The following is an 18,568-nucleotide window of genomic DNA, read 5'->3' as shown; positions in this document are numbered from 1 at the left end:
TTCCTTGTGGTTGAATTCAGTGCAGTCCACTGCTATCGGGAACGGATCCTGGCTTTTCGGATGCCTTGAATGGCATCTATAGCAGAAGAAATGATGACCACCACTAAAATACTGCCAATAAGCCAATTAAGGAAGGCCGTCCCGCCAAAGAGGTCAGTAAGCCATTGGCGGAATGCTTCATTGACTAAATTGGAATTGGTGAATACCAGAACAAATACCAATACGGAAGTCGTTTGGACAAACGCGTTGAACAGTGCCAGTTTATTGGTCCATTGTACAGCCCGCCATTGATAGACTGCCAAAGTGATTTCCAGTACGACGACCAGGATGATCAGGGGCCAATAGGAAACAAGAACAGCCTGATTGAAGATGGGTGTGGTAAATTCCAGTCCGCCTTGCCGCCCTTGCTGATAAATTCCAAGCAGCTTATCTGCATTAAAATAAACGGTCGTCCAAATAGCCGTCCAAATCAAGCTGCCGAATATTTGGCTTCGGGGAATTTGTTTTTCTTTGGAAATGTGCGGACGCTCTGGGAATTCCCTTAAGTCATCCGGTGTCCATTCTTCAAAATTCAATCCCAACGGCCTTTGCGATTTCGAATGCTCTGTGCGTTCCACAAATGCCAAAACCAGTGTCAGCCAAAAGACCGCTTGAACCACTGCATTGATGATTCCCGAAATGATTCGTCCAATCAATTCTCCGATGATGGTGAAGACCGGTTCCTCTCCTGCCCCTGAAACAATCGTGACAATCAAAATGACAATGGTCGTTACAGTGATAGCAATCGGCAAGACAAGCTTCAACAGCTGAAGATAAAGATCATAATACCTTGGACCGATCAAATACATGGGCCGATCCGCATAGCGGCTCGCCAAAACTGCTGGATGGCCCAATTCGGCAAGCACATTTTTCACATCCTGTTCCATGTAGTCAACCGGCAGCTTCTCCGCAATAGTCGTCCGCAGCTCTTCTTCAACTTCAGCACGCTTTTTTTCCGGCAGCCTTCTTGTTACTTCCCTGATATACAGTTCCACCAGCTTCATGGCGAACCTCTCCTTTTAGTAAAGAAATTTCCTATTCCGTCCGTTTTAATTGCTTCTATCATACACTGTTCCAATCTGTTTAAAAACATATTTTCTTTATTTTCCGTCAATTTTAAAAATAGAAAAACAGGCTCTGGAATAGAGCCTGCCAAACTTTAATAATTGCTTTTTTTCTGCTAAAGAAACTTTACAAAAACCCGCCATTATTCGAACTGCGTATTGAATTCTACTGCTTTGGCGATTTGTTTGTCCTTACTGTCGAAGACATCACTGGTGGTGATATTTATCGATTCAATTCCACCTTTTTCGATAATAAATCCGACATTGCCTGTCTTGGTTTCACCTGGAGCCAATTCACCATTCAATTCTTCCAGATAAATATCATCTTCCCACAGCTTCAATTCTTCTTCAGCAGTTTCGAGTAACGCTACCGGTGCAAAATGAATAGGTTCATCGGAGGTATTGGTGATTTCCACAAACATCTTCATGACTTCAAATTCCTGTTCATGTGTATAGGAATGAAAAAAATCGATCAGGCTATAATCCGGTTCGAGCTGAAGGATTTTCGATTCTGCCACAATCAGCTCCACCGGACCCACCTTATAGGTTTCACTGTCCATGTTCACCGCCTTCACTGTTGCCTCTCCTTTGGCATCCCGCTTGTTTTGGCCGGTTTCCTGCAGCAGACGGTCATCTGTCACCTGCGGGCTCAGGACATAACCATCATAATAACCCGGAATATCGTTTGTCTGATCGGCTGCCGAAGCGATCATTGTCGAATCATCCGATTCTGAACATCCTCCCAGCAATAGCGCGGAGAGCGCCAATAAATAAACGGTTTTTTTCATGTCAGGTCCCCATTCCATCTTTTATTTCCAGAACATTATTTATCGTTGATTTCCACTTTGGCTTTCAGCAAATCAAAGATGATTTTTGCGTGATCGGTATTGTCGAGCTGTCCAGCAAATTTATCGCTTGCGGGGCCGTATGCATAAACCGGAACATCTTCCCCAGTGTGGCCGCCAGTTGTCCAGCCGGTATGTGAGCGCTTATCGAAAATCTTTTCAATTGCATTGTCGACTTCCGTATACTTGCCGCCAGCCGCTGCTTTTTTCACAGCAGCAATTTCATCAGTTGTCAGTTCAAGGTCGATAAACTTCTCCAAAGTTGCTTCTGCATCCGCTCCGCCGACGATTTGTTCAGCCATGAAATCCGGAGTGCGCTTTGCTGCTTTGATCGGCTCAGCGAACCAGTTGTAGATGCCGTCTGCGCCAATGGAGAAGCCGCCAGTCGAATGGTCGGCAGTCGCAACGACCAATGTATTGCCGTCTTCTTCAGCAAATTTGATCGCTTCCTGGAATGCTCGATCATAGTCTTCCATCTCACTCATAGCAGCCACAATGTCATTGTCATGCCCTGCCCAATCCACTTGGCTTCCCTCGACCATCAGGAAGAAGCCGTCTTCATCTTCAGACAATCGGTCGATTGCAGACGTTGTCATTTCCGCCAAGGATGGCGTGCTGTCATCACGGTCAATCAGTTTTGGAAGGCCAGCCGGCGCAAACAACCCAAGTACCTGCTCTGCATCGTTGCTCAGCAATTCGTCGCGGTCTGTCACGTAGCTATAGCCATCTTTCCGGAACTCTTCCGTAAGGTTACGGTCCGGACGATCGAATAAATCGACGCCTCCACCCAGCAATACATCGACTTTATGCTCGCCATTGATCAATTCATCGTAATAATCGTCGGCAATGGCGTTCATGTTTTTCCGGGCAATATCATGTGCACCGAATGATGCCGGTGTGGCGTGCGTGATTTCAGAAGTTGCAACCAATCCTGTCGCTTTGCCTTTTTCTTTGGCTGCCTCGAGGACTGTTTTCACTTCACTTTCATCGTTATCGACAGCAATGGCGTTGTTATATGTTTTGATGCCGGCAGACATGGCGGTTGCAGCTGAAGCCGAATCGGTGATGTTTTGCGCCGGGTCTTCCGGATAAGTCGATTGCTGTCCCACCAGATACGAATCAAAAGACATAGCTTCAACCATCTTTGTGGAAGCATCGTCATTCAAATATCGGTGAGCGGATGTGTACGATGTGCCAACACCATCACCGATCAGGAAAATGACGTTTTTCACTTTATCTTTTTTATGGCCGCCTTTCCCTTTTCCTTGGCTGTGCTCGGGAGCTTTCCCTTGATTGTTGCCGGGAGCATGTGCTTCTGCTGACAATGAGAAAGAAGTTGTTCCCGTCAAGGCTACTGCTGAAGCTAAAGCAATCGGAAGTACTTTCATTTTCAAGTTTCTATGTATCATTTCTTTCCCTCCAGTCATTTGATGAACAAGTTCAGTGTAGGGTCCGAATATTAAGCCTTCATGAAGTCTATGTGTAGCTTTTGTAAATTGCCAAAAACAGGTATTTAAACACATTACAAAAAGCCCAGAAAGGTTTCTGGGCTTTTGCAGGTTTAGATCGTTGAAGTTGAATTTTTCGCCAATAGGAGATAGGCCAATAAGGCGATGGCACACATGGAGAAAATGACCAGTCCCATGGGTACTGCAGTATTTTCTCCAGCAATCCCTACAAGCGGAGCTGTCGCAGCCCCTAAGATGAAAGGCAGCAGCCCTAAGAGCGCAGAAGCACTTCCGGCTACATGGCCCTGGCTTTCCATCGCAAGCGTGAATGCGGCTGTTCCGACTACGCCGATTGACATGACGAAAAAGAAAATCGGGATGACGACGGCCCACAAAGGCCCTTCCAGTAAAACAACGGTTAGCAGAACCGCACCAGCGGCAGTCGCACCGTATAGAGCTGTTTCCAGAAAGCGTTTCTCAGACCAGACGTGCGAGAACCGGCCGACAGCATAACTCCCGATGATCAAACCGATGCCATTCATACCGAACAACAGGCTAAATGCCTGGGGTGAAGCACCGTAAATATTTTGATAGATGAAAGGCGTTCCAGATACATAGGCGAAAACACCACCGATCAGAAAGCCTTGCGCCAATGCATAGCCGGTAAACTGGCGGTTCTTTAGAATCCCCGCAAAATTGCTGAACGTTGATTTCAGGTTACTCGGGACGCGTTTTTCGGGGGGCAGACTTTCTTTTAGTCGGAAAGCCGAAATCAGCAGCAAGATAATTCCCAATACTGTCAGCACTAAGAAAATTCCACGCCAGTCGGCAAACAGCAGTACTCCGCTTCCGACAGAAGGCGCAAGCAATGGCACCAAGTTGTTTACGACCATCAATAAAGCGAACAATCTAGTCAATTCAGCTCCACTGCTGACATCCCGTACGATTGCCCGGGAAATAACCAGCCCACCCGAAGCCGCAAATCCCTGTACAAAGCGCAAGAGAATAAATATGTAAATGTTCGGAGCAAAAATGCAGGCTACCGACGCTATTGCATAAGCAACCAGGGAAATCAGCAACGGCTTGCGTCTTCCCTGCATATCACTGAGTGCGCCGGCGATCAATTGGCCTAATGCCAGCCCAAGCAGACAAGCGGTCAAGCTCAATTGAACAGAAGTGGCATTTGTCTCATAGACGTCGGCCAAGATTGGAAATGCCGGCAAATACATATCAATCGTGAATGGAATCAAGGATGTTAACGCGCCCATCAGCAAAATGAAATGGACGCGTTTTAAACCGGTTATGCTTTTCACTGCTTTACACACTCCTTTTCCCATCAAAATAAGCAGGTCGATCCAAGTTTGGATTTCCGGCTCAAGGGTAAATTGCTGTTTTCTACCATATCATAATAATTCCAGTCTTTCTTCAATGATGTGCTGATTTTTGATTGATTTATGAATCACCGTTAACTTAACACCATGAAAAACCCGTCATTGCCGAGTTATCACGAAGGATAACCGGGCAGTGACGGGCTTCAGATCTACTGCTTCTCTTTTATTTTACTTCTACGGTCCAGCCGAGTGTATCTTCAACCTTCCCAGTCTGGATGCCTGTGATCGTGTCGTACAATTTTTGTGACAGTTCACCGATCTCATGGTTATTGATGATCATTTTTTGGCCTTTCCAGTTTAATTCGCCAACCGGAGAAATAACAGCGGCCGTTCCGGTGCCGAAGACTTCTTCTACTTGGCCTGCGTCATAGGCTTCATACAGTTCATCAATGGAAATACGTTTTTCTGTTACGTTAATTCCCCATGTGCCAAGCAACTCGATGATGGACATGCGCGTGATGCCTTTCAAGATGCTGCCATTCAATTCAGGCGTCACCACTTCGCCGTTGATCTTGAAGAAGATGTTCATGCTGCCGACTTCTTCAATGTATTTTTTCTCGACGCCGTCCAGCCACAGGACATCCGCGTTGCCTTCTTTTTTGGCATTCGCCTGAGCCTGATAACCCGACGAATAGTTTCCAGCGGTTTTGGCCATACCGGTCCCGCCTTTTACAGCACGGGTGAATTTATCTTCCACATGGATGACCACCGGCTGAAGGCCGCCTGGGAAGTAAGATCCGACCGGTGACAAGATCACCATGTATTTATAGGTTTGAGACGGTCCAACTGCAAGGTTGGCATCTGTTGAAATGATATAAGGGCGGATATACAGGGAAGTTCCAGGAGTTTTCGGAACCCATTCCTTTTCAAGCTTGATCAATTGCGTCAAATGCTCCAAAGCTTGTTGTTCATCAATTGGCGGAATGCTCAAGCGCTCGCTTGAAAGATTCAGACGCTCAAAGTTCTTTTCCGGACGGAACAATAAAATACGGCCGTCTTCTGTGCGGTAAGCTTTCATTCCTTCAAAGACGGTTTGGCCATAATGGAAAATCATCGCTGCCGGATCCAAGTTGATTGGACCATATGGAACGATTTTCGGATCATACCAGCCTTTTTCAGTTTCGTATTCCAAGATGTACATATGATCTGTAAACGTAGTCCCAAATGGCACTTGATCCTTCACTGGTTTTTCTTTTTTGCTGGTATTTTCAATAACCTCAAGCTGATATGTAGTCATCGTCAGGACTCCTTTTGTGAAAATAATTATAATTATCAGTAATATGAATAATTATACACGTTCTTGCCGCCCTTTAAAAGCTTCGGCAGCCATAATTCAAAAATTGCGATAAAAGACCCGTTTTCTTCCAAAACAAAAAGACCATTCAGCGAATGATCTCAATAAAGTGGGCAAGGATTTTGGCGGTCAGCCCCCAAATGACTTTATCTCCATAAATATAAAAAAACTCATCAACCTGGCGCGTCCGCCAATTGTAATTTTCCCCTCCGGCAATCAAATCATAGGGAAAGCTTTCTTCCGGCTGAATATCAAAGTTGATGCTGTACACTTTCGGTTCTTTTTCCAGGAAAAAAGACAGCGGCACCGTAAAGATGCTATCCACTTCCGGCGGATTCGGACGAAATTCCGCTTCAGGGTCGATAATGCCGGCAAATGTGTAGACAATCATGCCAAAAGGCGAAACGATGTAGTCCAAAGGAAAAATATTCGAAATTTCCTCTCTTTTGATTCCCAGTTCTTCAATCGTTTCCCGGACGGCCGTGTCTTCTTCGGTCTGATCCTGGAAATCGATTTTGCCGCCTGGAAAACAAATCTCGCCTGGCTGGTTTCTTAAATCGTATGAGCGGACTTCAAAGAGGACATGAATTTCTCCCTCTTTTTCGATAAGGGGCAAAAGAATGGCGTATTTAGAAAAATCCTTATTCCCTAATACATCAGGAACCCGGTTTTTCACTTTTTCCAGCATGCTTTTCGGATCCATATCAACACCTCGGCTCTCTTTCAACCATTTTACCAAAACCCACACAATAATTCCTTTTCGAAGAAGCTCTTTAGTTGAATCCATAAAAAATTCGGTCAGCGGGGATTTTTCATAACACTGACCGTTGAAACGGCATAAATAAGCAACACTCATAGGATTACATCGTCAAAATTTCCCGGATATCATCAGCTGACATGGCTTTCAGCGGTTCTTCTCCTGACTGGATGACATCATCGATCAGGTTTTTCTTTTTCATCTGCAACTCATTGATCTTTTCTTCGATGGTGCCTTTCGCGACAAGCCGAACCACTTGCACTTCCTTTTTCTGTCCCATGCGATGTGCCCGGTCAGCAGCTTGCTGTTCGACAGCCGGATTCCACCACAAGTCGTAAAGAATGACTGTGTCAGCGCCCGTCAGATTCAGGCCTGTCCCTCCGGCTTTCAGGGAAATCAAAAACAAATCGCCTTCCCCTTCATTGAAGCGGCTGCATAAGTCCACCCGCTCCATAGGCGGCGTTTGGCCATCCAAGTAAAAATAAGGCACCCCTTCTTTTGCCAATTGACGGCCAATGAGGCCCAGCATTTGAGTAAATTGCGAAAATACCAGCACACGCCTTCCGGAAAGACGGCATTCCTCTACAATCTCCATCAACTGATCAAATTTGGCGGAACCTCCTTCATAACCTTCCACAAATAATGCGGGATGGCAACAAAGTTGGCGCAGCCTGGTCAATCCGGCCAAAATTCGGATGCGGTTCTTTTGGAAGCTGTCTTTGTTCAAATGTTTCAGTGCATCCTGTTTCAACTCAGCTAAATAAGCCGCGTATAATTTCTTCTGCTCTTTCTGAAGATCCGAAAATTGGATTGTCTCTACTTTATCCGGAAGTTCCGTTAAAACCTCCGTCTTGATGCGGCGCAGAATGAATGGCCGCACCCGCTTTTTGATGCTGTCACGTCTCATCTCGCTGAACAGCCTGCGGTTTGGCAACAACTCCGGAAACACCACATTGAAAATGGACCATAACTCGTCGAGCGAATTTTCAATCGGCGTACCGGTAAGCGCAAAGCGATAATCCGCCTGAATCCCTCTGACGGCCTTCGCCGTTTGTGTCACAGGATTCTTAAACGCCTGTGCTTCATCAAAAAATACCGTATGAAAATGTTGATCCCGATACAGTACTTGATCCATGCGCAAGGAAGGATAGGAAGTGATGATGACATCCATCTCTTGTGAGTTTTTAACCAAAGATGCCCGCTGTGTTTTATTGCCATCGATGATCTTGGCTTTTACAGCTGGTGCAAACTTCGTCAGTTCGTTCAACCAGTTATAGACGAGCGATGAAGGCGCAACCACAAGCACAGGCTGCTGACGCTTACGGATATCCGACAGCATCGATACGATGAAAGCGATGCTCTGCAAGGTTTTGCCGAGTCCCATGTCATCAGCCAAGATTCCGCCGAATTTATACTTGGCCAACAGCTTGAGCCAACGGAAACCCGCTTCCTGGTAATCGCGGAGTACACCGTTCAAACTTTCCGGTATGTCTGAATCGAGCTCTTCCGGACGATTCAAATTTTGCAGAAGGTGCGCAAAGCCGGCTCCGGGATCAAGAAGCTGTCCCTCATCCAATGATGCCGCCAAATGCAGCCCATGAACCAATGGAATCCGGATCTCTTCTCTGCCAAAATTGGCTGCGGTGATATCCAATTCACGCAGAAATTCACTTAAATCAAGGAATTCTGCCGTCTCCAAAGACATTAACGTTCCGTTAGGGATGCGGTAATAAGGCCGCTTTTCCTCCAATGCCTTTAGAATCTTTTTGATTTCTGCTTCCGGTATATCCTGAAGGTCGAAACGGAACTCCAGCCAATCAGTGCGTTCACTGATTTCAACTTTCACTTTAGGGCCGCCATAATTTTTTTGGACTCGCAGCTTCACAGCTGTCGTTGCGTAAATTTGCATCAATTCTTCCAGTACTGGAATGACATGATAAAGAAACTGGTATTCCGCTTCTTCATCCTGCATGTAGAAGCCGCCTTCAGTTTGTGTAAATGCACTGTCTTTCATGATTCGCAGGATTTCCTGTTCCTGCTCTCGCTGTCTGCGGACTCCCGGGTAATGGCGGAATTCGTCTTCCGGCTCTTCACATGGATTGATGACCAAATGTCCGTAATGGAATTCCACTCCGGCCAGCAGCCGATGCTTAATGCGGTCGAGAAATAGCTTGGCACGAAGAGGGGTTTCCACCAGCCGCTCCGCTACGGCATCAGAAATATGCACTTTCCCTAAACGTTCCAGTCCTGGTGCAACCGTCGCCATAAACCGCTCCATCTCTTCTGACGGAATAATCAGCTGGTCGATTGAGCCAGGCAGCATTTCCTTCAGTTCCGCAAGGCGCCTGGCATCTTCTTCAGCCAAATGGTATAGAGCGCCATCCGCAATTGCCATGTCGTAAGCCTTCAGAATCAGCACTTCTTCCAGCCCTTCTACATCCAGCCGAAATCCACCTGATCGGTTTTTATCGAAATGGAAAGATAGCGGCATTTCCTTTTCGATACGGATGCCTTCGATAATTCGTCCTGCCCCTATAAGTTTGACGTTAGGTGCGGCTTGCATTAAAGGCAATAGCCGCTCCCAATCCGATGCAGCCATCACCAATAAATCAGTTTGCTCAAGATTTCCAACTCCGGCCATTCGGGTTTTCGCCAAATAATCGAGGACTTTTTCAGTGTCATCTTCAAGGCGGTGGTCCGGTGGTGCGTAAGAAAAGCCCGGTGATTCACTATACGCTTCTTCCGTCCTTACCGCAGCCAAGAACCCTCCTATATCACGAATCGGTTCCAGGTTCGTTATTCCCCCAGCAATCCGCAGACCCAGCATATAACCCGATTTTCCCATTAAAACCGGCAGGATGCTGAATTCAATTTGAAGCGTTTGCCGTTTGTCGAAATACTGCCGTCTTCCTTTTGTGCCGGCTGTTTGCCGCGTGAATAGATTGAGCATTTTCATAGCCGGATTCTCACGCTGCTGCATGTCCTCAATCGCCAACAAGACGCCGGCAATATGGTGGCAATAAGTCGACACAAACCCGACTGGCGGACAGCTGCAGGAAGCCAGGATTTCCCCGTCTGCTTCCTGTTTAACGCTGACGTAAAATTCATTGCGTCCGCTGACGACCCCTTTCATCAGCCGATCTTCATTCGGATCCGGCGATAACTGGATTTTGCCTGCCTGAATAAAAGCCCGGCCCTTTTTGAAAGCAGCCTGACCGCATAATTTTTTTATTTTTGTTTCATTAAGTGAGAAGTTCATAAGGCCAGTTCCTTCCTGTATATGTCCGAATACCGGAAACAGTTGTAGAATTTTGCTGTTCTCTTCATTATCACTGACTGCCTGGAGTGAATCAACTCAGCTTACTTTTAGTTTGCACTTGTGATTCACCTAAAAAATACTTATATGCTTTAGCGCATGATTATAAATTTCATTATTTTTAACCAGATTCTGCGCGCTAGGCGGATGCTTTCTGGCGGATGGAAATGGAGACGGCGACTCCTGCGGGAACAGCGCGTGGTGAAGACGGTGCAACCGGCTGAGGCCGTGCCCGCGGAAAGCGTCCGTCGAAATGGACAATCGCCTTTTTTGTATGCAAAAAAGGGCTGCCCACTAAAAGCCATTTTTCATGACCTTATGGGACAGCCCGCTTACAATTTTGATAGGACTCAGCTTACCGAAGACTTTTCAGGTTCGGGAATCTGCTCTTTTATCGCTTCGATCGCTTCTTCCAGGTTACGGACCTGAAGTACTTTCTTTTGCTGGTCCGGATATTGAAGGCCGGTGTGCTTGTAGCGGGAATCGTAATAAAACTCCAGCAACAGACGCACAGCAGAAGCAAATTCACCTGTTTCCAGATCCTCTTCAATCTGTTTCGAGACATCCTGTGGCATCCGGGTTTTGATGCGTTGGAAAGCGGCGATGCACTCATCCTGATATTCTTCAGGACGATAATCTTCGATGATTTCTTTGATTCTTTCTTCCATCGGCATGTCTATGATGAGCTGGATGCTGTTGGCTTTCAGTTCCATCACCCAATTGGGGATGACTACCTTGCCGATCCGTGAACTTTCAGCTTCAAATAGAACAAACGGTGCTTTTTCCAGTTCCCGAAATTGCTGGACAAATAAGGAATCGAATACTTTCTGGTTATGGGGTTCAACGCCAATGTGCCCAAAAATCGAGCCTTTGTGATTGGCGAGCCCTTCCAGATCGATAACCGGATACCCTTGCTCTTCCAGTGCTTTCAGAATTCGGGTTTTGCCCGTTCCGGTCAGGCCGTTCAACACATATGCCTTAAAAGGCGCTTCGGACTGCTCAAGCTGATTGAGAACCCATCTCCGGTATTCACGGATGCCGCCTTCCAGCCGGCTGACATGGACATCCATCAACGACAGGAGCGTGGCTGTTGTCCGGCTGCGCATACCGCCGCGCCAGCAAAATACCGTTTTATTGCCTTCAACTTGTTTAAATTGCTTCACAAACTCTGGAAGTTTGGCAGATATAATCGCGAGGCCGCGCTCTTTCGCTGCCGCTACACTCACTTGTTTATAAAGAGTTCCAATTTCCGCCCGCTCTGCATCATCAAAAAAAGGAATATTGATGCTGCCGGGAATCGAGAAATTCTTATATTCAGATGGCGACCGTACATCGATCAGGACCATTTTGTTCTTTTCACTTAACGGAATCAAGTCTTCTACTGCAATATCACTGAACATCTATTTTCCTCCAAACACGCACTCTTTTTCATCATTCTATTAGTATACACCCATCTGGAGCAGTTTTCGTTTTTGGCTGCTTGTTTTGATTTGGTACGCACTCTATTATTTAACTTACAAATCCAGTATCTACCCTATTCAAATGAGCGATTTTCGTTGACACCGCAAGGTTGAGGCATTATGATAACGGAGTATTCCCGACTAACTCACTAAGAAAAGGATGATTTCATGGCTTCTATAACGAAAGTTCAACCGGTCAATGAAGCACTAGACCCGGTTGCACGAAAAGATACAGCTTTAAACAGCCCTCAAGTTTCGTTGATCGTCGGCGGATTGGTCGTTGCCGCTTTGTTGACGATTTATTTGTTGGCTACTCAACATATCTCACAACCTATCTTGTTGATCATCGGCCTGTTGCTTGGCTATACCTTGTTCCATGCACGCTTCGGCTTCACTTCTGCATTCCGTCGCTTGGCATCGGTCGGCAACGGACAAGCCATGCGGGCCCATATGCTGATGCTGGCTGTGGCAGTCACTTTGTTTGCGCCAATTTTAGCGTACGGCTACTCGTTCTTCGGAACGGGCGTGGCAGGCTATGTTTCCCCTGTAGGCGTCAGCCTGGTTGTCGGTGCATTTGTCTTCGGTATCGGCATGCAGCTTGGCGGCGGCTGTGCTTCCGGCACTTTGTATGCCATTGGCGGCGGACGTACTGTCATGTTCGTGACATTGCTGTTCTTCATTATCGGAACAACCGTCGGTGCTTACCATTTACCGTTCTGGACAGAAGAAATGCCGGCGTTTGAACCGATTTCTTTGGCAACATCAACCGGACTCGGTTATGGCGGTGCTTGGCTTGTATCGATTGTCATTTTCGGCTTGGTCGCTTTGATCAGTTTGGTTATTGAGAAAAAGAGACGTTCTCCGAAAATGGCACCTCTTCCATCCGCTTCTGGATGGAAACGGATTTTCCGCGGTTCATGGCCTTTATTTGCAGCGGCGATCGTTCTGGCTGTATTAAATGCAGTAACATTGATGGTCCGCGGTACACCTTGGGGCATCACATCGGCATTTGCTCTTTGGGGCTCAAAAATCGCTGAATTGTTCGGCGTGGATGTAGCAAGCTGGGGTTATTGGCAAGGTGCCAATGCTGCTATGCTCGAGTCTTCGATCTTTGCAGACTCTACGACAATTTTGAACTTCGGTGTAATCATTGGGGCTTTCCTTGCTTCAGCGGCCGGCGGTTTGTTCAAATTCACGAAAGTGAAAGTAGGCAACTTCTTCGCTTCTGTAATTGGTGGTCTAATGATGGGTTACGGTGCCCGTTTGGCATTCGGCTGCAACATCGGTGCTTATTTCGGCGGCATTGCGTCATTCAGCCTTCATGGTTATATTTGGGGCATCCTGGCCTTAGCCGGAACCTTTGTAGCATTGTACCTCCGCCCTCTGTTCGGGTTGTCGGTACCTAAATCCAATGATTCCGTGTGTTAAATTTCTTTTAAAAACAGGCGGTCGGGACATCCCGACCGCCTGTTTTTTTGTGGGATTTTTTTGATAAGATGCCTTTCGATCCCTTTGGTTTTCAATGTTCATCTTAAGGGAAATAAACTAAATAGCGCTAAATCCAATCGACGCCATAATGGAGAGGAGAAAACTTTATGAAAGAATTTTTTGGCTTAATGAAGTTCGGATCCAAATCGGCTTTATTGGCAGCCATCGTCAATACTGTAGTTGCTCTTATTAAAACCGCTGCCTATTTGATTACCGGAAATGTAGCGATGTTTGCTGAAATGATGCACAGTTTCGGAGATGCCGCCAACCAGTTTTTCGTTTTCATCGGTTCTGCGTTCAGCAAAAAAGAACCGACAGAACGTTTCCCTGGAGGATTCGGACGCTTGGTCAACCTCGTGCTGCTGGGGGCTGTATTGATTGTCGGTGTACTGGCTTATGAAACCATTGTGGAAGGAATCCATCACATTTCCGATGCCACCCATTCAGAAGATTGGTTCTGGCTGAATATCGGTGTGCTTGGCGCAGCAGCGCTATTGGAGTCTGCTGTTCTTTACAAAGCCATGAAAGAAATTACAGAACATTTGCCAAAAGAACAAACAAAAGGATTAAAAATAATTCCGGAAAGTTATAAGCATGTAAAAGGTGCCAACCCTGCTTCGAAACTGGTCTTTTTAGAAGACAACGTTGCCGTCGGCGGAGCACTTCTTGCGATGCTGGCCATTGTCATCTCTACTTATACGCCTTTCCACAGTGCTACCGGCTATGCCTCCATCATTATCGGTGTCGCTCTTATTTTCGTCGTCGGCCGCATCTTCTTGGATAACGCGGCAGGAGCTCTTGGCGTTGCCGATGTGAAAATGCAGGCCAGAATGGGTGCCCGGATCCTGCAGCATCCCCAAATCAACGACATTCAGGATTTGGATGTTATTAAAGAAGGCGACAGCCTCCATGTTGAACTGAAGATTGAAGTCGATCCCAAAATGACCATCGCAGAAGCCGATGATCTTCGGGATTACATCGAAGAAAAAATCAAAGAAAACGTAAAAAACGTCACTGATATCATCATTGAGTTTGACGAAGACGATGGTCTGCCTACATGGAACAAAGCCTTGGACGAGTAACAACACTAATATTATGGCAAAAAAACAACCCGTTCCGAAAAGGATTTTCCTTTTCTGGAACGGGTTGTTTTCATGAGAAAATGCAAAATGGCAATCCACCTATGCAAGGGGGCATCTGTCAAATTTCCTTTCCTTCACTTCCACTCTTACAATCTTGGTGCTTTTGCCTTGATGCCAGCCAGTACTTTTGTGTTCAGGTAATGATAGACGCCGTTTTCATCACAAGTAAATTCTGTCACTTCATCCACCAGAACCTTGATATGTGCTGCTGCATTCTGCATTGCTACGGCATGCGTGACATACTCGAACATTTTGACATCGTTATCGCTGTCTCCAATGGCCAATGTCTCACAACCGGTTAAACCGAAACGCTCCAGCATCTGTTCGATTCCAGATGCTTTATTGATACCGGCCACCATGACTTCGGCATTATGCGGAGAAGATGGAGTCATCGTGAATTTCATGTCTTTTTGCAGCTGTTTCAATTCGATTTTCCAATCGTTTATTTCCTCACGGGTTCTTGCGAAAAAGTAAAATTTCGAAAAATGAGATTCGGTTATTTCGTCTGTCCATTCAATTTCTTCTTCAATCGCTTTTTGGCGGGAAATCCATTCGTTGATCTGAACGGAATCTGGTTTTGGATCTCGAACAGCGGCTTCGACAAATGCTCTGTCCTGTTCCAGCACCAAGCGATTGCTGCCGTGCGGGAACAGCTCGTAATAGATTTTGCGTTCACGCGCTTTTGCCAGGATGGTTTCCACCAACTCCATTGGCAGTGAATGTTCAAATACGGCTTCGTCTCCAATGTATCCCGCCATGCCGTTTGCAGTGATGATGCCATCCACCGCAAATCCTTCCGGAAGCATCTCTGCCACTTCATCTGCGGATCTGCCTGTCGCCACAAAAACATATATGCCTTCGTTTCGCAGTTTATCTATAACTTCTTTCGTATCCAGGCTCACTTCGTTAAAATGATTTAAAATGGTGCCATCCATATCCAAAAAGATGGCTTTAGGGTTGATTGCCACTGTATGACCTCCTGATCGTTAAGTACAAATGATTCAGCCTCAGTATACGCTTTGCTTTTTCTAAACTCAATGAATGCCTATTTCTGCCCGGATTAAACCCTATTGCAGAAAGGATAGAAATGGTAGAATAAAGGATACAAAATTTTTCAGATTTTTATTTTCGGTGCCAGTCATCGTTTATCCGATAAGAAAAAAACATTGGTGCAAGCTAGTCAGACCGGCATTAAGCCAGGCGGCAGATGGAGGTTGAAATGAAACAGATCTTGACCATTCAAAAAATATTGAATAATAATGTTGTCATTGCCCACCACGATGCTTATAAAGAAGTCGTCCTGATCGGCAACGGACTAGGTTTTAATCGAAAAAAAGGCGATACAATCCCTTTTGATGAAGCTGATAAAACATTTTTGCTGAAAGACGAAAAGGAAATGGAACAATACGTCAATTTGCTTCCTTATATCGAAGAAAAGCTGATTGCTTTCATCCATGAGCTGCTGCTTTTCATTGAAGAAAAAATGGGTAAGGAATTGAACGAGCATATCCACGTAGCATTGACTGACCATATCGCCTTTGCCATTAACCGGGCAAAAAAAGACATTCAATTTTCCAATCCTTTTCTGTTTGAAATTGAATCACTGTATCCAAAGGAATACCTGGTAGCCAAAGATGTGGTGAAAAAAGTCGAGGAACGGACCGGCGTTTCATTTCCTGAAGGGGAAATCGGTTTTATCGCCTTGCATATCCACAGCGCCGTTACAGACAAGTCCCTGCGCGATATCAACCGGTATCATGCGCTTCTTTCAAAAATGGTGAAGATCATTGAAGACAGCCTGGACATCCAACTGGAAAAAGACAATATCGACTACCATCGCCTTATCCAGCATCTTCACCGAGCCATCGACAGGGCCGATAAAGGGGCGCCTTTGGGAGAAGAAAATAAATTAGCCGCCATGTTGAAAAGCGAATATCCGGTGTGCTATAATCTTGCTTGGAAGCTCATTAAAGTTATGCAAAACCAATTGAATAAGCCCGTAGATGAAGCTGAAGTCATGTATTTGACGATTCATCTGCAGCGCTTGACACATAAATTCTGACCATACGTGTTACTGATTCGATCAGGCATGAGTATGAAAAGATGAAAAGTTGACCAACAGGACATTTCTGCCCTTTTATCGACTTTTTCCTTTTCTGCTCATGCCTTTTATTATGTGTTCAGTTGGCCATTTTTTATATTCGCACCATCGAGGAGGAAACTATATGTCATTCAATTTTTTCGGCACGCTGCAAAAAGTCGGGAAAGCACTCATGCTGCCAGTTGCACTCTTGCCGGCTGCCGGTATCCTGTTGGCTTTCGGTACAAGTTTTGCAGAAGATTCGTTTTTGGAAGCGGTTCCGTTTATGGGAGCTGGCTGGATTCAGCAATTATTATTCATTATGGCGGAAGCCGGCGGTGTTATTTTCGATAACCTGCCCTTGCTGTTCGCAGTAGGTGTCGCGATCGGCCTGGCCGGTGGTGATGGAGTAGCAGGACTTGCTGCCATCATCGGTTACCTGATTATGAACGTCACCATGAAAGCCTTTGGCGGAATCACTATGGAAATGACCACTGATCCCGCATATGCCAATGTCTTGGGCATTCCTACATTGCAAACCGGAGTCTTCGGCGGGATTATCGTCGGTGTTCTGGCAGCGTTTATGTACAATAAGTTCTTCAATATCCAATTGCCACAGTTTTTAGGATTCTTTGCAGGCAAACGCTTTGTTCCGATTATTACTGCGTTCTCTGCTGTTTTTCTTGGAATCGTTATGTTCCTGGTTTGGCCATTCGCTCAAACCGGTTTGAACGCATTGTCCCACTTTATGCTGGAAACAAACCGTACGCTTGCAGCATTCGTTTTCGGAACCATTGAACGTTCATTGATTCCTTTTGGTTTGCACCATATTTTCTACTCACCATTCTGGTTTGAATTTGGCCAATATACAAATGCTGCAGGTGAAATCATCCGCGGCGATCAGCGCATCTTCTTTGCCCAATTGCAAGACGGCGTTGACTTTACAGCTGGTACCTTCATGACCGGTAAATTCCCGTTCATGATGTTCGGCCTTCCGGCTGCGGCACTTGCTATCTATCATTGTGCACGCCCTGAGAAAAAGAAAATTGTCGGCGGCATCATGCTTTCAGGTGCTTTGACATCATTCCTTACAGGGATCACAGAGCCACTTGAGTTCTCATTCTTGTTTGTTGCACCTGTTCTGTTCGGTATTCACGCAGTTTTCGCGGGTCTGTCGTTCATGACGATGCACTTGTTAAACGTTAAAATCGGTATGACATTCTCCGGTGGACTGATCGACTTCCTGCTCTTCGGGGTCATGCCTGGCAGAACTGAATGGTTCTGGGTCATCGTCGTCGGTCTTGTGTTCTCGGTCATCTACTACTTCGGTTTCCGTTTTGCCATCAAGAAATTCAATTTGATGACGCCTGGACGTGAAGAAGATGAAGAAGGCGATGAAGAAACAGGAGAAGTTGGCGAATTGCCATACGAAATCCTTGCCGCTATGGGCGGACAAGAAAACATCACCCATTTGGATGCATGTATCACGCGTCTCCGTGTCAGCGTAGCAGACAAAGGCAATGTTGATAAAAACAGATTGAAAAAACTTGGTGCATCCGGTGTTATGGAAGTCGGCAATAACATCCAGGCTATTTTCGGACCTGTCTCCGACAGCTTGCGTGGCCAAATGCAAGACATCATCAGCGGCAAAAAGCCTCGTGCAGCAACAAAAACAGCCGCTCCTGCTGAAACAGCAGCGGCTACAGAAACACCTTTAGAATTCAACAGCCCGATTACCGGTGAACTCCTGCCGATTTCAGAAGTACCTGATCAGGTATTCTCAGGCAAGATGGTTGGAGATGGGTTTGCCATCAAACCGGCAGAAGGAAAAGTCTTTTCTCCGGTAAACGGCACAGTCGTTACGGTCTTCCCTACCAAACATGCCATTGGCATCGCGGCAGACAACGGCACAGAAATTCTGATCCACATCGGTATCGATACAGTCAATTTGAAAGGTGAAGGTTTCACTTCACATATTGAACAAGGCGATATTGTTGAACAGGGACAGCTTCTGATGGAAATGGACTTGGATTACATCGCTAAAAACGCGTCGTCCATCATTACGCCAGTTGTCTTCACGAACCTTGAAGAAGGCCAATCGATCAAGCTTAAAAAGTCCGGCTCAATAGCAGCTAAAGATATGGACATCATGGAAATTGTACATGGGGAGCCTGTCGTTTAATTTAGAAAGACCCTTTAAAAGCCCGGCTGTATTCGAAAAAATTCCGTATGCAGCCGGGCTTT

General features: G+C 46.1%; 14 protein-coding genes. 4 read left to right on the top strand and 10 right to left on the bottom strand.

Annotation, left to right across the window (positions count from 1 at the left end; all coding sequences use genetic code 11):
• Window positions 1-32 precede the first annotated feature (32 nt).
• The 9 genes from QMA01_RS07910 to mnmH all read right to left on the bottom strand — a co-directional run bounded on the left by QMA01_RS07910 (window position 33) and on the right by mnmH (window position 11,554).
• On the bottom strand, window positions 33-1,043 hold the full coding sequence (locus QMA01_RS07910; RefSeq protein WP_290214696.1) for a hypothetical protein: 1,011 nt from the start codon (window positions 1,041-1,043) through the stop codon (window positions 33-35).
• A 203-nt stretch (window positions 1,044-1,246) separates the two neighbouring features.
• Complete coding sequence (locus tag QMA01_RS07905) at window positions 1,247-1,891, bottom strand: hypothetical protein (RefSeq protein ID WP_290214695.1); 645 nt, start codon at window positions 1,889-1,891, stop codon at window positions 1,247-1,249.
• Between the two features lie 35 nt (window positions 1,892-1,926).
• Window positions 1,927-3,357 carry an alkaline phosphatase gene (locus QMA01_RS07900; RefSeq protein WP_290214694.1) on the bottom strand — a complete coding sequence of 477 codons (1,431 nt, stop codon included), beginning with the start codon at window positions 3,355-3,357 and terminating at the stop codon, window positions 1,927-1,929.
• Between the two features lie 152 nt (window positions 3,358-3,509).
• Window positions 3,510-4,709 carry a multidrug effflux MFS transporter gene (locus tag QMA01_RS07895; protein WP_290214693.1) on the bottom strand — a complete coding sequence of 400 codons (1,200 nt, stop codon included), beginning with the start codon at window positions 4,707-4,709 and terminating at the stop codon, window positions 3,510-3,512.
• Between the two features lie 241 nt (window positions 4,710-4,950).
• Window positions 4,951-6,024, bottom strand: coding sequence for a branched-chain amino acid aminotransferase (locus QMA01_RS07890; RefSeq protein WP_290214692.1), 1,074 nt, complete (start codon window positions 6,022-6,024; stop codon window positions 4,951-4,953).
• A 145-nt stretch (window positions 6,025-6,169) separates the two neighbouring features.
• The gene (locus QMA01_RS07885) at window positions 6,170-6,784 is read right to left on the bottom strand and encodes an NUDIX hydrolase (protein ID WP_290214981.1); all 615 of its coding nucleotides are present in this window, start codon (window positions 6,782-6,784) and stop codon (window positions 6,170-6,172) included.
• Window positions 6,785-6,941: 157 nt separating this feature from the next.
• The gene (locus QMA01_RS07880) at window positions 6,942-10,097 is read right to left on the bottom strand and encodes a DEAD/DEAH box helicase (protein ID WP_290214691.1); all 3,156 of its coding nucleotides are present in this window, start codon (window positions 10,095-10,097) and stop codon (window positions 6,942-6,944) included.
• A gap of 196 nt (window positions 10,098-10,293) precedes the next feature.
• The gene (locus QMA01_RS07875) at window positions 10,294-10,434 is read right to left on the bottom strand and encodes a hypothetical protein (protein WP_290214690.1); all 141 of its coding nucleotides are present in this window, start codon (window positions 10,432-10,434) and stop codon (window positions 10,294-10,296) included.
• A gap of 70 nt (window positions 10,435-10,504) precedes the next feature.
• Window positions 10,505-11,554, bottom strand: a complete 1,050-nt coding sequence (gene mnmH / locus QMA01_RS07870; RefSeq protein ID WP_203340345.1) for a tRNA 2-selenouridine(34) synthase MnmH — start codon at window positions 11,552-11,554, stop codon at window positions 10,505-10,507.
• Window positions 11,555-11,782: 228 nt separating this feature from the next.
• On the opposite strand from mnmH, the gene QMA01_RS07865 reads away from it, so the two are divergent.
• Both QMA01_RS07865 and QMA01_RS07860 read left to right on the top strand, forming a co-directional pair.
• Window positions 11,783-13,042: a YeeE/YedE family protein gene (locus tag QMA01_RS07865; RefSeq protein WP_290214689.1), complete on the top strand. Its 1,260-nt coding sequence runs from the start codon at window positions 11,783-11,785 to the stop codon at window positions 13,040-13,042.
• A 167-nt stretch (window positions 13,043-13,209) separates the two neighbouring features.
• Window positions 13,210-14,184 (top strand): cation diffusion facilitator family transporter, encoded by a 975-nt coding sequence (locus tag QMA01_RS07860; protein ID WP_290214688.1) that lies wholly within the window; start codon window positions 13,210-13,212, stop codon window positions 14,182-14,184.
• Window positions 14,185-14,330: 146 nt separating this feature from the next.
• Here the strand turns inward: QMA01_RS07860 and QMA01_RS07855 are convergent, their stop codons facing one another.
• Complete coding sequence (locus QMA01_RS07855; protein ID WP_191714588.1) at window positions 14,331-15,212, bottom strand: Cof-type HAD-IIB family hydrolase; 882 nt, start codon at window positions 15,210-15,212, stop codon at window positions 14,331-14,333.
• A 251-nt stretch (window positions 15,213-15,463) separates the two neighbouring features.
• On the opposite strand from QMA01_RS07855, the gene glcT reads away from it, so the two are divergent.
• The gene (gene glcT / locus QMA01_RS07850) at window positions 15,464-16,306 is read left to right on the top strand and encodes a glucose PTS transporter transcription antiterminator GlcT (protein WP_191714587.1); all 843 of its coding nucleotides are present in this window, start codon (window positions 15,464-15,466) and stop codon (window positions 16,304-16,306) included.
• Window positions 16,307-16,469: 163 nt separating this feature from the next.
• On the top strand, window positions 16,470-18,506 hold the full coding sequence (ptsG, locus tag QMA01_RS07845; protein ID WP_290214687.1) for a glucose-specific PTS transporter subunit IIBC: 2,037 nt from the start codon (window positions 16,470-16,472) through the stop codon (window positions 18,504-18,506).
• Window positions 18,507-18,568: the final 62 nt, after the last annotated feature.

The sequence above is a fragment of the Planococcus notacanthi genome (assembly GCF_030407825.1).
In the GTDB taxonomy this organism is placed as follows: domain Bacteria; phylum Bacillota; class Bacilli; order Bacillales_A; family Planococcaceae; genus Planococcus; species Planococcus notacanthi.
Note: the sequence above shows the minus strand (reverse complement) of the source record. Positions and strands in the feature narration are given on the sequence as shown.

What these genes read in the sequence shown, in the direction of transcription:
- QMA01_RS07860 (WP_290214688.1), top strand. Translation starts at nt 13,210, where the DNA reads ATGAAAGAATTTTTTGGCTTAATGAAGTTCGGATCCAAATCGGCTTTA.
- QMA01_RS07905 (WP_290214695.1), bottom strand. Translation starts at nt 1,891, where the DNA reads ATGAAAAAAACCGTTTATTTATTGGCGCTCTCCGCGCTATTGCTGGGA.
- QMA01_RS07910 (WP_290214696.1), bottom strand. Translation starts at nt 1,043, where the DNA reads ATGAAGCTGGTGGAACTGTATATCAGGGAAGTAACAAGAAGGCTGCCG.
- mnmH (WP_203340345.1), bottom strand. Translation starts at nt 11,554, where the DNA reads ATGTTCAGTGATATTGCAGTAGAAGACTTGATTCCGTTAAGTGAAAAG.
- glcT (WP_191714587.1), top strand. Translation starts at nt 15,464, where the DNA reads ATGAAACAGATCTTGACCATTCAAAAAATATTGAATAATAATGTTGTC.
- QMA01_RS07865 (WP_290214689.1), top strand. Translation starts at nt 11,783, where the DNA reads ATGGCTTCTATAACGAAAGTTCAACCGGTCAATGAAGCACTAGACCCG.
- QMA01_RS07890 (WP_290214692.1), bottom strand. Translation starts at nt 6,024, where the DNA reads ATGACTACATATCAGCTTGAGGTTATTGAAAATACCAGCAAAAAAGAA.
- QMA01_RS07880 (WP_290214691.1), bottom strand. Translation starts at nt 10,097, where the DNA reads ATGAACTTCTCACTTAATGAAACAAAAATAAAAAAATTATGCGGTCAG.
- QMA01_RS07885 (WP_290214981.1), bottom strand. Translation starts at nt 6,784, where the DNA reads ATGGATCCGAAAAGCATGCTGGAAAAAGTGAAAAACCGGGTTCCTGAT.
- QMA01_RS07900 (WP_290214694.1), bottom strand. Translation starts at nt 3,357, where the DNA reads ATGATACATAGAAACTTGAAAATGAAAGTACTTCCGATTGCTTTAGCT.
- ptsG (WP_290214687.1), top strand. Translation starts at nt 16,470, where the DNA reads ATGTCATTCAATTTTTTCGGCACGCTGCAAAAAGTCGGGAAAGCACTC.